Origin of the sequence: Actinomadura sp. NBRC 104425 (genome assembly GCF_030269545.1) — a bacterium.
GTDB lineage: Bacteria > Actinomycetota > Actinomycetes > Streptosporangiales > Streptosporangiaceae > Spirillospora > Spirillospora keratinilytica.
Genome location: NZ_BSTN01000004.1, coordinates 60437 through 73759 on the forward strand (window position 1 = coordinate 60437; position 13323 = coordinate 73759).

General features: G+C 75.8%; 12 protein-coding genes. 2 read left to right on the forward strand and 10 right to left on the reverse strand.

Annotation, left to right across the window (positions count from 1 at the left end):
* Positions 1-110 precede the first annotated feature (110 nt).
* The 6 genes from QSK22_RS08135 to QSK22_RS08160 all read right to left on the reverse strand — a co-directional run bounded on the left by QSK22_RS08135 (position 111) and on the right by QSK22_RS08160 (position 7634).
* The gene (locus QSK22_RS08135; RefSeq protein WP_285493393.1) at positions 111-740 is read right to left on the reverse strand and encodes a DAK2 domain-containing protein; all 630 of its coding nucleotides are present in this window, start codon (positions 738-740) and stop codon (positions 111-113) included.
* Complete coding sequence (locus tag QSK22_RS08140) at positions 740-1774, reverse strand: dihydroxyacetone kinase subunit DhaK (RefSeq protein ID WP_285493394.1); 1035 nt, start codon at positions 1772-1774, stop codon at positions 740-742. The genes QSK22_RS08135 and QSK22_RS08140 overlap by 1 nt, the downstream gene beginning before the upstream one ends.
* A 217-nt stretch (positions 1775-1991) precedes the next feature.
* A complete protein-coding gene (locus tag QSK22_RS08145) occupies positions 1992-3143 on the reverse strand; it encodes an acyl-CoA dehydrogenase family protein (protein ID WP_285493395.1) in 1152 nt (383 codons plus the stop codon).
* The gene (locus QSK22_RS08150) at positions 3140-4069 is read right to left on the reverse strand and encodes a hydroxymethylglutaryl-CoA lyase (RefSeq protein WP_285493396.1); all 930 of its coding nucleotides are present in this window, start codon (positions 4067-4069) and stop codon (positions 3140-3142) included. The genes QSK22_RS08145 and QSK22_RS08150 overlap by 4 nt, the downstream gene beginning before the upstream one ends.
* 2 nt (positions 4070-4071) lie before the next feature.
* Complete coding sequence (locus tag QSK22_RS08155; RefSeq protein WP_285493397.1) at positions 4072-6024, reverse strand: acetyl/propionyl/methylcrotonyl-CoA carboxylase subunit alpha; 1953 nt, start codon at positions 6022-6024, stop codon at positions 4072-4074.
* 8 nt (positions 6025-6032) lie between these two features.
* Positions 6033-7634 carry a carboxyl transferase domain-containing protein gene (locus QSK22_RS08160; protein WP_502872290.1) on the reverse strand — a complete coding sequence of 534 codons (1602 nt, stop codon included), beginning with the start codon at positions 7632-7634 and terminating at the stop codon, positions 6033-6035.
* A 101-nt stretch (positions 7635-7735) separates the two neighbouring features.
* Between QSK22_RS08160 and QSK22_RS08165 the strand changes: the two genes are divergently transcribed.
* Both QSK22_RS08165 and QSK22_RS08170 read left to right on the forward strand, forming a co-directional pair.
* Entirely contained in the window at positions 7736-8341 is a 606-nt protein-coding gene (locus QSK22_RS08165; protein WP_285493399.1) for an SACE_7040 family transcriptional regulator, read from the forward strand.
* Positions 8342-8408: 67 nt separating this feature from the next.
* The gene (locus QSK22_RS08170; RefSeq protein WP_285493400.1) at positions 8409-9668 is read left to right on the forward strand and encodes a chromosome segregation ATPase; all 1260 of its coding nucleotides are present in this window, start codon (positions 8409-8411) and stop codon (positions 9666-9668) included.
* 112 nt (positions 9669-9780) lie between these two features.
* Here QSK22_RS08170 and QSK22_RS08175 read toward each other — a convergent pair whose 3' ends face one another.
* From QSK22_RS08175 to QSK22_RS08190, 4 genes are all read right to left on the reverse strand, one after another.
* A complete protein-coding gene (locus tag QSK22_RS08175) occupies positions 9781-10467 on the reverse strand; it encodes an adenosylcobinamide amidohydrolase (protein ID WP_285493401.1) in 687 nt (228 codons plus the stop codon).
* On the reverse strand, positions 10464-11252 hold the full coding sequence (locus QSK22_RS08180) for an ABC transporter ATP-binding protein (protein WP_285493402.1): 789 nt from the start codon (positions 11250-11252) through the stop codon (positions 10464-10466). The genes QSK22_RS08175 and QSK22_RS08180 overlap by 4 nt, the downstream gene beginning before the upstream one ends.
* On the reverse strand, positions 11249-12220 hold the full coding sequence (locus tag QSK22_RS08185; protein WP_285493707.1) for a FecCD family ABC transporter permease: 972 nt from the start codon (positions 12218-12220) through the stop codon (positions 11249-11251). Before QSK22_RS08185 ends, QSK22_RS08180 begins: the two co-directional genes overlap by 4 nt.
* 113 nt (positions 12221-12333) lie before the next feature.
* Entirely contained in the window at positions 12334-13284 is a 951-nt protein-coding gene (locus QSK22_RS08190) for an ABC transporter substrate-binding protein (protein WP_285493403.1), read from the reverse strand.
* Positions 13285-13323: the final 39 nt, after the last annotated feature.

A 13323-nucleotide genomic window follows, 5' to 3' on the forward strand; every position in this document is an offset into this window, starting at 1 on the left:
GGACACCGGGACATGCTCGCCGACACGCCCGCCGAGACACCCGCCGACTTGTCCGCCGCGAGGCGCGGCGCACCCCGGTGCCCGGTGGACCTACCGTGCGGGAGCGGCCGTCACAGGGAGGGGACCGGGGAGGGCACGTCCGCGGCGGGGTCGGCGGCGGTGGCGAGGGCCCAGAACAGCAGCGCGACCCCGACCGCCCCCGGGTCGGGCCGCCCCTTGACGCGGTCGCCGACGTAGCTGGCCCGGCCCATGCGGGCGCGCAGCTCCGCGGTGCGGGCGGCGCCCTCGGCGGCGGCCCGCGCCGCGGCGGCGAACGCGTCGTCCCCGCCCGCGCGCAGCGCGTCGACGGCGGGCGCCAGGGCGTCCACCAGCGTGCGGTCGCCCACCTTCGCCTCGCCGACGCGCTGGATGGCCGCCAGCCCGGCCGCCGCGCCCTCCGCCCAGGCCGCCGCGTCCGCGCCGGACTCCAGCGCCCGGGCGATCTCGGTGAACAGCAGGCCGAGCAGCGGGCCGCTGGTGCCGCCGACCTCGTCCAGGAACACCGTGCCGAGCACGCCGAACGCCGGCCCCCCGGACCGCTCGAACGCGGCGACCGCCGCGCGCAGCCCGCCCCGCAGGTTGTCGCCGAAGTCGCCGTCGCCGCTGTGCCGGTCGAGCGCGGTGAGCTCGGCGTGCGCGTCCTCGGCCGCGGCGGCGTAGCGGCGCAGCACGGACTCCTGGTCGGCCTCGGTGGCGGGCATCAGACGGTCTCCTCGGCGGTGGTGCGGGGGGCGGTGCGGGGGAACGCGGGGGTGACGGCCGGGGCGGCCCACCAGGTTCTCCACTCGGGCCGCATCCGGGTCAGCGTGATGGAGAACCCGGCCATGTCCAGGGCGGGGGCGAACGTGCCGACCAGCGCGCCGGCCAGCGCGAACCCGCGCCGCTCCAGCCCGCCGGCGACCAGGTCGTGCAGCCCGTACAGCTCCAGCAGCGTGGTGCCGCCCAGGCCGTTGACGACGGCGACGACCTCGTCCGGCCCCGCCGGGAGGCCCGCGATCACCTCGTCCAGCATCCGGTCCACCAGGTCCTCGGTGGACGGCCGGGGGATCGACTTGGCGGCGCGCTCGCCGTGGATGCCGACGCCGTACTCCAGCTCGCCCTCGGCCAGCTCGAACGCGGGCCTGCCGGTGTGCATGGAGGTCTGCGCCCGGGACGCCACGGCCAGGCTGCGCGACGCGGCGGCGAACGCCGCGCCCAGCTCGGCCAGTTCGTCGATGCCGAGCCCGTCGTCGGCGGCGGCGCCGAGCAGCTTCTCCACCACGACGGTGGCGCCGGTGCCGCGCCGCCCGGTCGCGGTGTCGGCGGAGTCGGTGGCCAGGTCGTCGTCCACCAGCACGCGGCGGACCTCGATGCCCTCCAGCCGCAGCCGCTCGGCGGCGATGCCGAAGTTGATGCGGTCACCGGTGTAGTTCTTCACCACGTGGATCACGCCGCCGGGCCCGGCCGCCTTCCGGCTGGCCTCCAGGATCTGCCGGTTGTGCGGGGAGGCGAACACCTTGCCGGGCGCGACCGCGTCGAGCATGCCGCGGCCGAGGAACCCGGCGTGCATCGGCTCGTGCCCGGACCCGCCGCCCGACACCAGCCCCACCCGCCGGCCCGGCGCACGGTGCCGCGCGACCAGGTGGGCGGGGTTCTCGTGCAGCTCGACCAGGTCGGCGTGGACCCGCGCGAAGCCGCGCAGCGAGGGCGGGACGGGGTCGCCGTCGGAGGGGTGGAAGGGCGCGCTGGACGTCACGGTGCGGTCTCCTCGGGGCAGACGATGCGCAGTCGACGCGGCCGCCTAATATACGCGCCCGGTATTCACCTCCGGCTCCCGGCCCGACCCGCAGGCGGCGGCCGAGTCCACGCGCGGCCGCGGACCGGGCGGCTGCACCGGGGGCCGTCAGGGCCGTCCCGCCCGGTCGCGGCGCGCAGAGGGCCCGGACGGGCCGCCGGGCGTCAGGCGGCGGGCGTCAGGCGGCGGGCGGCAGGCCCAGGGAGCGGGCGATGAGCATGCGCTGGACCTCGGAGGTGCCCTCGCCCACCTCCAGGATCTTGGCGTCCCGGTAGAAGCGGCCCACGGGGTACTCGTTCATGAAGCCGTAGCCGCCGAAGATCTGGGTGGCGTCGCGCGCGTTGTCCATGGCGGCGTTGGAGGCGACCAGCTTGGCGATGGACGCCTCCTTCTTGAACGGCAGCCCCGCCAGCATGCGGGCCGCGGCGGCGTAGTAGGCCAGGCGGGCGGTGTGCGCGCGGGTCTCCATGTCGGCGATCTTGAACTGGACGGCCTGGTAGCGGCCGATCTCGCGGCCGAAGGCGACGCGCTGGCCGGCGTAGCGCACGCACTCGTCCACGCAGCCCTGGGCCAGGCCGACCGACAGCGCGGCGATGGCGATGCGGCCCTCGTCCAGGATGCGCAGGAACTGGGCGTAGCCGCGGCCGCGCTCGCCGACCAGGTTCTCGGCGGGCACCCGCACGTCGGCGAACGCCAGCTCGCGGGTGTCGGACGCCGACCAGCCGACCTTGGAGTACTTGCGGCCGACGGTGAAGCCGGGCGTGCCGTTCGGCACGATGATCGTCGAGATCTCGTTCTCGCCGGTCAGCGCGGTGACGGTGACGAACGCGGTGATGTCGGTGCCGGCGTTGGTGATGAACGACTTGGACCCGTTGAGCACCCAGTGGCCGCCGTCCAGGCGGGCGGTGGTGCGCATGCCGCCGGGCACGTCGGAGCCGCCGCCCGGTTCGGTCAGCCCGAAGGCCGCCAGTTTCTCGCCGGACGTCAGCGACGGCAGCCACCGCTCCTTCTGCTCCTGCGATCCGAAGCGGTAGACGGGCATGGCGCCCAGGGACACCGCGGCCTCCAGCGTGATGGCCACCGAGGAGTCCACGCGGGCCAGTTCCTCCAGGGCGAGGCAGAGGGTGAAGTAGTCGCCGCCCATGCCGCCGTACTCCTCGGGGAACGGCAGGCCGAACAGCCCCATCTTGCCCATCGCGGCGACGATCTCGTACGGGAACTCGCCCCGCTCGTACAGGTCGCCGATCACCGGCGCGACGGACTCGCGGGCGAACCGCTCCACGGTCCGGCGCAGCTCCTCCTGCTCCTCGGTGAGCGTGAAGTCGATCATTGCTGCTCCTTGGGTGCCAGCGCCTGGACGACGCGGGAGGGACTGGGACGGCCGAGGCGCTCGGCCATCCAGCTACTGGTGGCGGCGAGGGCGGCGAGGTCGACGCCGGTGTCGATGCCGAGGCCGTGCAGCATCCACACCAGGTCCTCGGTGGCCAGATTGCCGGTGGCGCTCTCGGCGTACGGGCAGCCTCCGATGCCGCCGGCGGAGGCGTCGACCGTGGTGACACCGGCGCGCAGGGCGGCCAGCGTGTTGGCCAGGGCCTGCCCGTAGGTGTCATGGAAGTGCACCGCGAGCCGGTCGACGCCGATGCCCGCCGCGACCAGCGCCTCGATCAGCGCGGTGACCTGGCCGGGCGTGCCGACGCCGATGGTGTCGCCGATGCTCAGCTGCGCGCAGCCGAGGTCCATCATGCGCTTGGCCACGCGCACCACCTGGTCGATCGGCACGTCGCCCTCCCACGGGTCGCCGCACGCCATCGACACGTAGGCGCGCACCCACATGCCCTCGGCGAGGGCGCGTTCGACGACGGGCGCGAACATCGCGATCGACTCGTCGACGGTGCGGTTGAGGTTGCGCCGGGCGAACGACTCGGTGGCGCTGCCGAAGATCGCGATCTCGGTGACACCGTTGCGCAGCGCCCGCTCCAGTCCCCGTTCGTTGGGCACCAGGACGGGGCGGCGCGCCCCCGGGGCCGCCGGGGGCAGGGCGGCCAGCAGCTCTTCGGCGTCGGCCAGCTGCGGCACCCACCTGGGGTGGACGAAGCTGGTCGTCTCGATCGTGCGCAGTCCGGCGTCGGCGAGCCGCGCGACGAACTCGGCCTTGACGTCCGCCGGGACGGTCGCCTTCTCGTTCTGCAGCCCGTCGCGCGGCCCGACCTCGTAGATCTCGACCCGGTCGGGCAGGCCGTCCAGCGGCACCCGCATCGTCACTCCTCCTCGATGACGGCCAGCACCGCGTCCAGGGCGACCTGCGCGCCCGCGCGGACCGGCAGGTCCGTGACCGTGCCGGCGACCGGCGCGGTCACGGTGTGCTCCATCTTCATCGCCTCCACCACCACCAGCGGCTGGCCCGCGGCGACCCGCTCGCCCTGGCTCGCCTTGACGGAGAGGACGGTGCCGGGCATGGGGCTGCGGACGACGCCGTCCCCGGCCGCGGAGGCGCCGCCCCCGGTCTCGGCGCGCACGTGCTCGGCCAGCGCCCAGGCGTGCCCGTCGCGGCCGAGCCACAGCGTGCCGCCGTCGCGGGCGTGCCGGAAGGTCAGGGTGCGGTCGCCGTGGGCGAGTGTCAGCGTGCGGCCGTCGCGCCGAAGGGACGCGCGGACGGGCGCGGCGTCGCCGACGGCGACGAGCGCGTCGTGGGCGCGGCCCTGGACGCGCACCTCCACGGGGTCGCCGCCGACCGGGGTGATGATCCACGGGGTCCAGGCGGGGGCGCCGGGACGCCAGCCGTCGGGGATGTCCCACGGGTCGGCGTCGTCGCCGGGGTCCAGGGCGAGCATGCGTTCCAGCGCGGCGGCGGCCAAAACCTCGGCGGGGACGGAGCCGTCCCCCGTCAGGTCGGCCGGTGAACGCTCGACCAGGCCCGTGTCGAGACGGCCGGCCGCCACGTCCGGGTGCTTGAGCAGCGCCCGCAGGAACGCCACGTTGGCGGGGACGCCGAGCAGCGTGTACGACGCGAGCGCGCGGTCGAGGCGGTGCAGGGCGGCGGCGCGGTCGGCGCCCCAGGCGACCACCTTGGCGAGCATCGGATCGTAGGAGCCGCCGACCTCGTCGCCCTCCTCCAGGCCCGAGTCGACGCGGGTGCCGGACGGTTCGTCCAGCAGCAGCACCCGGCCGCCCGTGGGCAGGAAGCCGCGCGCCGGGTCCTCGGCGTAGACGCGCGCCTCGACGGCGTGGCCGTTCAGGCGCACCTCCTCCTGGGTGAGGGGGAGCGGCTCCCCGGCGGCGACGCGCAGCTGCAGCTCCACCAGGTCGAGGCCGGTGACCAGTTCGGTGACGGGGTGCTCGACCTGCAGCCGGGTGTTCATCTCCATGAAGAAGAACTCGCCGGGGCGGTCGGCCGGCACGATGTACTCCACCGTCCCGGCGCCGGTGTACCCGACGGCCCGGGCCGCCGCGACGGCCGCCGCGCCCATGCGCTCGCGGGTCGCCTCGTCCAGCAGCGGGGACGGCGCCTCCTCCACGATCTTCTGGTGCCGGCGCTGCAGGCTGCACTCGCGCTCGCCGAGGTGGACGGCGTTGCCGTGGGCGTCGGCGAGCACCTGGATCTCGATGTGCCGGGGGTTGCCGACGTACCGCTCCACCAGCAGGGTGTCGTCGCCGAACGCGGCGCGGGCCTCGCGGCGGGCGGCGGCGATCGCGTCGGGCAGCTCGGCGGCGTCGCGGACCAGCCGCATGCCCTTGCCGCCGCCGCCCGCCGACGGCTTGAGCAGCACGGGCAGGCCCACCTCCAGCGCGGCGGCGGCCAGCTCCTCGTCCGGCAGGCCCGGCTCGTCCCGGCCCGGCACGACCGGCACGCCCGCCGCCGCGACGGTGCGCTTGGCGCGGATCTTGTCGCCCATCGCCTCGATCGCCGCGGCGGGCGGGCCGACGAACACCAGCCCGGCGGCGGCGCAGGCGCGGGCGAACCCGGCGTTCTCGGCCAGGAAGCCGTACCCGGGGTGGACGGCCTCGGCGCCGGCCGCGCGGGCCGCCGCGACCACCGCGTCCGCGTCGAGGTACGACGGGATGCGCACCGCCTCGTCGGCCTCCCGGACGTGCCGCGCGCCGGCGTCGGCGCCGGTGTGCACGGCGACCGAGCGGACGCCCAGCCGCCGCAGCGTGCGGAACACCCGGACCGCGATCTCGCCGCGGTTGGCCACCAGGACGCTTTCGAACATTTGCGGCCTCACATCCGGAAGACGCCGTAGCCGACGGGTTCCAGCGGCGCGTTCGCCGCCGCGGACAGCGCGAGCCCCAGGACCCGGCGGGTGTCGAGGGGGTCGATCACGCCGTCGTCCCACAGCCGCGCCGTGGAGTAGTACGGGTTGCCCTGCTTCTCGTACTGCTCGCGGATCGGCGCCTTGAACTCCTCCTCCGCCTCCTGCGGCCACTGCTCGCCGCGCGCCTCCAGCTGGTCGCGGCGGACGGTGGCCAGCACGCCGGCGGCCTGCTCCCCGCCCATCACCGAGATCCGCGCGTTCGGCCACATCCACAGGAAGCGGGGGGAGTAGGCCCGGCCGCACATGGCGTAGTTGCCCGCGCCGAACGATCCGCCGATCACGACGGTGAACTTGGGGACGCGGGCGCACGCCACGGCGGTGACCATCTTGGCGCCGTGCTTGGCGATGCCGCCCGCCTCGTACTGCCGGCCCACCATGAACCCGGTGATGTTCTGCAGGAACAGCAGCGGCACCGAGCGGCGGTCGCACAGCTCGATGAAGTGCGCGCCCTTGAGCGCCGACTCGGCGAACAGGATGCCGTTGTTGGCCACGACGCCGACCGGGTGGCCGTGGACGCGGGCGAAGCCGGTCACCAGCGTGCTGCCGTACTCCTTCTTGAACTCCTGGAACCGGCTGCCGTCCACGATCCGCGCGATCACCTCGCGCACGTCGTAGGGGGTGCGCGGGTCGGGTGGCACGACCCCGTACAGCTCGCCGGGGTCGGCGGCGGGCGGCTCGGGCGGCGCCACGTCCCAGGGGCGCGGCGCGCGCGGGCCGAGCGTCGCGATGATGTCGCGGACGATCGCCAGCGCGTGCGCATCGTCCTCGGCCAGGTGGTCGGTCACGCCGGAGGTGCGGGCGTGCAGCTCCCCGCCGCCCAGCTCCTCGGCGGTGACGACCTCGCCGGTCGCGGCCTTCACCAGCGGCGGGCCGCCCAGGAAGATCGTGCCCTGGCCGCGGACGATCACCGCCTCGTCGCTCATCGCCGGGACGTAGGCGCCGCCCGCGGTGCACGAGCCGAGCACGGCGGCGATCTGCGGGATGCCGCGGGCCGACATGGTCGCCTGGTTGTAGAAGATCCGGCCGAAGTGCTCGCGGTCGGGGAACACCTCGTCCTGGCGGGGCAGGAACGCGCCGCCCGAGTCGACCAGGTAGACGCACGGCAGCCGGTTGTGCAGCGCCACCTCCTGCGCCCGCAGGTGCTTTTTGACCGTCATCGGGTAGTAGGTGCCGCCCTTGACGGTGGCGTCGTTGGCGACGACCACGCACTCGCGGCCCGAGATCCGCCCGACCCCGGTGATGATCCCGGCGCCGGGGGCCTCGTCGTCGTACATGCCGTCGGCGGCCAGCGGCGACAGCTCCAGGAACGGCGACCCCGGGTCGAGCAGGGCGTCCACCCGGTCGCGCGGCAGCAGCTTGCCGCGCGCCACGTGCCGCCGGCGGGCGCGCTCGGGCCCGCCGCGCCCGGCCCGCTCGATGCGGTCGCGCAGCTCGGCGGCCAGCGCCGCGTTGTGCTCGGCGTTGGCCTTGAACGCCGGGTCCGCCGGGTCGGCGCGGGTGGGCAGCACGGGTCCGGTCATCGGTGGCGTCCTCGTCGTGTTAATGACCGTTAACAAGGCCGATGTTAATACTCGTTAACATCGGACGTCCACCCCCCTACACTTCCCTCATGACCTCCGAACCCGTGCGCCCCGCGGGCGGCCGGGCGGCGGTGGCGTCCCCGCGCCGGGCCGAGATCCTGGCCGCGGCCGCCGAACTGTTCGCCCGGCGCGGCTTCCACGGCGCCTCCATCGGCGACGTCGGCCGCGCGGTCGGGCTCACCGGCCCCGCCCTCTACCGGCACTTCCGCGGCAAGGAGGCGGTACTGGCCGAGATGCTGCTCGACATCAGCGAGCGGCTGCGGGCCGAGGGCGCGCGGCGCGCCGCCGACCCCGACCCCGCCCGGGCCCTGGACGCCCTGCTGCGCTGGCACATCGCGTTCGCCCTCGACAACCCGGCGCTGATCACCGTCCACGAGCGCGAGCTGGACAACGTGCCCGAGCCGCAGCGCCACCAGATCCGCCGCCTGCAGCGCGCGTACGTGGAGGAGTGGGTCGGCGTGCTGCGCCGCATGCGCCCCGACGCCCCGCCCCCCGAGGACCGTGCGCGCGCCGCCGTGCACGCCTGCTTCGGCCTGCTCAACTCCACCCCCTACAGCGCCTCCGCCGTGGACCGTTCCGCCATGGGCGACCTGCTGTACGCGATGGCCCGCGCCGCCCTCCACCAGGTCTCCTAGCGGCCCGGCGGAACCGTTTTTTGCGCGGGCGTTGAACGGCGCGGGCCGCCGGTGCGTACGACCGGGCATGACGGACCAGAAGGTGGCGCCCCTCGGTAACGGTTCGGCGGACGGTCGCGACGGCGAGGAGCACGCGGCGGCGTCCCCGGACGGCGACGCCCGGCCGGAGGCGGCGACCGACGTCAAGGTGGCCGGCGCCGACTGGTCCGAGCGCGCCGGCGCGGCACCCGAGCGGACGGCGCCGCGGCCGGGGAAGCGGGCGCCGAACTCCATCGAGGTGTGGCCGTGCGCCAACTGCGGCAGGCCCGTCCCGCAGCCCGTCCCCGGCACCTGGTCGGTGCGCTACTGCCAGGACAACGACGGGGCGTGCGCCGCCGAGGCCCGCCGGCGCCGCGAACGCGGCCGCGACACCCCCGGGCTGACCGGGCAGGTCGCCTGGGCCTGGGAGATCGTCGAGAAGATGGAGGAGGCCGTCGGGCGGCTCGCCGGGTCGCTGGCCTCCGAGCTGAGCGTCGCCGGGGTGGAGCGGCGCATCGCCGACGCCGACGCCCAGGCCGCCGCCCGCGTCGCGGCCGCGCAGCAGGAGCGCGACGAGTCCCAGCGGCAGGCCGAGGCCGCCTGGCGGCAGGCCGCCGCCGCCCGGGAGCGGATGGAGGCCGCCGAACGCGAGGCCGCCGCCGCCCGCGAGGAGACCGAGCGGGTCGCCGCCGAACGCGACGCCGCGCGCCGCGAGGCCGCCGAGGCCCGCGAGGCCGCCGAGCGGGCCGCCGCCGCCAAGCTCGCCGCCGCGCACGAACGCGACCGGGTCGTCGAGCGCGAGAGCGAGCTGCTGTCGGCGCTGGAGTCGGCCCGCTCCGAGCTGGTCACCCTGCACTCGCGGCTGTCGGACTCGGAGACGATCGTGGAGGGCCAGCGGATCGAGGCCGCCGCCGCCCGCCGCGCCGCCGACGACCTGCGCTCCGCCCTGCACGAGGCGGAGACCAAACGCGGCCAGGCCGTGGCCGACCGCGACCAGATGCAGGCGCGCCTGCACGAGTGCGAGCAGCAGAACTGGCAGCTGTCGCGCACCGTCGACGAGCTGCGCGCCGCACTGACCGCGCTGACCGGCGAACGCGACGCGGCCCGCGCCGAGGCCGAGCGCGCCCGCCGCCAGATCGACGCGCTGACCGGCATGGTCGTCCCCGACGCCCTCGCCGACCGGGCCGCCGCCGGGGACCGCCGGGTCGACGCAACCGGCCCGGTCAACGGCACCCGGCCCGCCGCAGAGCCGGAGGCGCCCACCGGACTGCACTCCCTGAACGGATTCAGGCTGCCCCACGCGGGCTGATGTCCCACGCGGGCTGGACGACCGAGGAGGAGGTGAGGCCCCACCGCAAAGCACTGGCCCTGTCAGACCGGCCGCCGCGCCGTACCGGGACGGCGCGGCGGCCGGCCGCGTTTCAGGCGCGTTCCCGCAGCCGAGCCGCGTAGTCGACGGCCCCCGCGCGCACCGCGGCGTGCACGGCGCGGGCGATGCGCGCCCCCCACGTCGACCGGGGTCCCGCGAACGGCTCCTCGCCGCCGGACTCCGGCACCACGGGCGCGGCCACGCAGATCGCGTCGGACGCGGTGCCGGTGCAGGACCAGCCCGCCTCCAGCAGCGCCTGCGTCTTGGCCTCGGTGGCGGTGACGACCGCGTTGACCAGGGCGGCGTCGCCCAGCGGCACGGGCACCGCCACCACGATGTTGATCGTCCCGGGGGCGGTGCCGTCCAGGCGGGCGGGCGCCATGTGCGGATCGGCGGCGCCCGGGGGAGCGGCCGCCCACGTCGGCACGCGCAGCCCCACCGTCGCCGACACCGCCACGCCCTCGTCTTCGGCCTGGACGGTGCGGTCCACAGGCGCGGCGGTCATCATGGCGACGCCGCGTCCCCGCAGCCCGTAGGCGTCCGCCAGCTCACTCAGGTGCGCCTGCGGATCCAGCCGCGCGTACCCTCCGGGCACCTGCGCGTTCAGCACCCACCCGACCGGTCCGATCCCGCCGCCCAGCAGCGCCGAGGAGATCGCCCGCAGGCCCGGCCCCGTCCGCCACACCGTCGCCGCCAGCCGGGCGCCGTCCTCCTCCCGCCAGTGCGTCTGCAGCCTCATCGGCCCTCACCGCGAGAGCGCTCAAGGGACAGCACGGGACGGCCGTCCGGGCCCGGCGCGACGTGCACCCGGGCGCCGAAGTGCGCGCCGACCGCCTCGGCGGTGAGCACCTCGCCGGGCGGGCCGGACGCCGCGACCCGGCCGCCCGACAGCAGCACCAGCGCGTCGGCGTACTGCCCGGCCAGCGTCAGGTCGTGGATGGTGGTGAGCACGGTGAGCCCGTCGTCCCGCCGCAGCCGCTCCACCAGGTCCATCACCTGCTGCTGGTGGCCGATGTCCAGCGCGGTCGTCGGCTCGTCCAGCGCCAGCACCGGCGCCTGCTGCGCCAGCGCCCGCGCCAGCACCACCCGCTGCCGCTCCCCGCCCGACAACCGGTCCAGGGGACGCCCCGCCAGGCCGGTCAGGTCGAGCCGGTCCAGCGCCTGCGCCGCCACCGCCCGGTCGCGGGCGCTCTCGCGGCCCAGAAGCGGGATGTAGGGGGAGCGGCCCAGCAGCGTGTAGTCGAACACCGTCATCCCCGGCGGAAGGTTCGGGTTCTGCGGCGCGTAGGCCACCAGGCGGGCCCGGCGGCGCGGCGTGAGCGACCACGGGTCCTCGCCCGCCACGCGCACCGCGCCGCCGCGCGGCCGCACCAGCCCCAGGACCGCCCGCAGCAGCGTGGACTTGCCCGCGCCGTTCGGGCCGATGACCGCCGTCCACGCCCCGGCGGGCACCTCCAGCGACACGCCCCGCAGCACGGGCCGCCCCTCCAGGTCCACGTCCAGACCGCGCACCGAGACGCTCATGGCTCCGCCCGCCCCCGGACCGCGCGCAGCACCAGCACGAAGAACGGGCCGCCGACGAACGCGGTGACCACCCCCAGCGGAAGCTCGCCCGGCGCCACGATCGTGCGGCCCACCAGGTCGGCCACGGTGAGGAACGCCGCGCCGCCCAGCAGCGACAGCGGCAGCACGATCCGGTACGAGCCGCCCGCCAGCCGCCGCACCACGTGCGGCACCACGACGCCGACGAACCCGATCAGCCCGCTGACCGCCACCGCGCACGCGGTGGCCAGCGACGCGGCGGCCAGCACGGTCAGCCGCACCCGCGCCGCCGACAGCCCCAGCGAGGCCGCCTCCTCGTCGCCGACGCTCAGCACGTCCAGCAGCCGCCCGTGCAGCAGCAGCGTCACCACCGCCACCGCCGCGTACGGCGCGATCATCGCCAGGGTCGGCCAGTCGGCCAGCCCCAGCCCGCCCAGGATCCACGAGTAGATCCGCTGCAGCTCCTCCGCCTTGGCCTGCTGCAGGAACGCCTGCACCGACGCCAGGAACGACGACACCGCCACGCCCGCCAGCACCAGCGTCGCGGTGCCGGACCCGCCGCGCCCGGCCGTGCTGCCCAGCCCGTACGCCAGCGCGACCCCGCCGAGCGCCCCGGCGAACGACGCCAGCGGCACCGCCGGCGTCGGCCGGTCCGACAGCACGACGATCACCAGCGTGGCGCCGACGCCCGCCCCGGCCGCCGCGCCCAGCAGGTACGGGTCGGCCAGCGGGTTGCGGAACACGCCCTGGTAGCCGGCCCCGGCGACGGCCAGCAGCCCGCCCACCACCGCGCCCAGCAGCACCCGGGGCAGCCGCAGCTCGAACAGCACGTTCCGGTCGACGGCGGCCAGCCCCGAGTCCACGTGCACGAACGGCAGCCGGTCGGCCAGCGCCTTCACCACCCCGGCGGCCGGCAGGCCGGCGGGCCCGACGAGCAGCGCGGCCAGCATCGCCGCCAGCAGCACCAGCACGGCCACCGCAAGCGGCAGGGGGCGCAGCCGTGCCGCCTCCCGCGTCCTCACTGAAGTGTTCTCACAGGAGCGTTCTCACCGGAGCGGCGGTCTCACTTCGCCGCCGACGCCTTGCGCACGGCGTCTGCGATGGCCTGCACGAACTCCGGCAGCCGCGGACCCCAGCGGGAGGCGATCGCGTCGTCCAGCTCCACGACGCCGCCGCGCTTCACCGCGGTCAGGCCGGACCAGCCGGGACGCTTGCCCACCGCGGCGGCGTTCTGCCCGCAGCACTTGGTGTCGGCCAGGAACACCAGGTCGGGGTCGCTCTTGAGCAGGTGCTCGCGCGACAGCTGCGGGTAGGCGCCCGCCGACGGCTGCGCGTCGTCGGCGATGTTGCGCAGGCCGAACAGCGCGTACACCTGCCCGACGAACGTCTTGGACGTCACCGTGTGCAACTGCTCGTCCAGCTCGTGGTAGTAGGTGAGCGGGTCGCCGCCGGAGGCGCCGGCCTGCTTGGCCGCGTCCACCGTCTGCCGGATCCGGCGGCGCATGTCGTCGGTGAGCTTGCGGGCCTGCTCGGCGCGGCCGGTCGCGGTGCCCAGGTCCATGATCTCGTCGTAGGCGTCCTCGAGGCGGGTGGCGGCGGGCTCCAGCAGCACCGGCACCTTCACCTTCTCCAGCGCCTTGACGATGCCGTCCATGTCGTCCGACAGCACCACCAGGTCGGGCTTGTACCCGATGACGGCCTCGGCGTTCGGCTTGAACCCCGACAGCTTGGTCTTCGGCGCGTTCGCCGGGTGGTCGGAGTACTGGTCGACCGCCACCACCTGCGGGCCCGCCCCGATGGCGAACAGCGTCTCGGTGTGCGTGGGCGACAGCGACACGATCCGCTTGGGCACGCCGGGCAGGGTGACGGTGCCGTTGGCCGCCTGGACGGTGATCGCGCCGCCGCTTCCTCCATCCCGGCCGGACGAGGAGTCTTCGTTCGCGCCGCCGCACGCCGCGGTCAGCGTCAGCGCGATGGTCAGGGCGGCCGCGCCCAGGGCACGTAGCGGTCTCACCGGAGCCTCCAGAGGGCGGACGGGCCGCCCGCGACGGGC

Bases quoted from the DNA above. Each gene is read 5' to 3' on its own strand.
- QSK22_RS08135 (WP_285493393.1), bottom strand. From the start codon at position 740: ATGCCCGCCACCGAGGCCGACCAGGAGTCCGTGCTGCGCCGCTACGCC.
- QSK22_RS08145 (WP_285493395.1), bottom strand. From the start codon at position 3,143: ATGATCGACTTCACGCTCACCGAGGAGCAGGAGGAGCTGCGCCGGACC.
- QSK22_RS08150 (WP_285493396.1), bottom strand. From the start codon at position 4,069: ATGCGGGTGCCGCTGGACGGCCTGCCCGACCGGGTCGAGATCTACGAG.
- QSK22_RS08155 (WP_285493397.1), bottom strand. From the start codon at position 6,024: ATGTTCGAAAGCGTCCTGGTGGCCAACCGCGGCGAGATCGCGGTCCGG.
- QSK22_RS08165 (WP_285493399.1), top strand. From the start codon at position 7,736: ATGACCTCCGAACCCGTGCGCCCCGCGGGCGGCCGGGCGGCGGTGGCG.
- QSK22_RS08170 (WP_285493400.1), top strand. From the start codon at position 8,409: ATGACGGACCAGAAGGTGGCGCCCCTCGGTAACGGTTCGGCGGACGGT.
- QSK22_RS08175 (WP_285493401.1), bottom strand. From the start codon at position 10,467: ATGAGGCTGCAGACGCACTGGCGGGAGGAGGACGGCGCCCGGCTGGCG.
- QSK22_RS08180 (WP_285493402.1), bottom strand. From the start codon at position 11,252: ATGAGCGTCTCGGTGCGCGGTCTGGACGTGGACCTGGAGGGGCGGCCC.
- QSK22_RS08185 (WP_285493707.1), bottom strand. From the start codon at position 12,220: ATGCTGGCCGCGCTGCTCGTCGGGCCCGCCGGCCTGCCGGCCGCCGGG.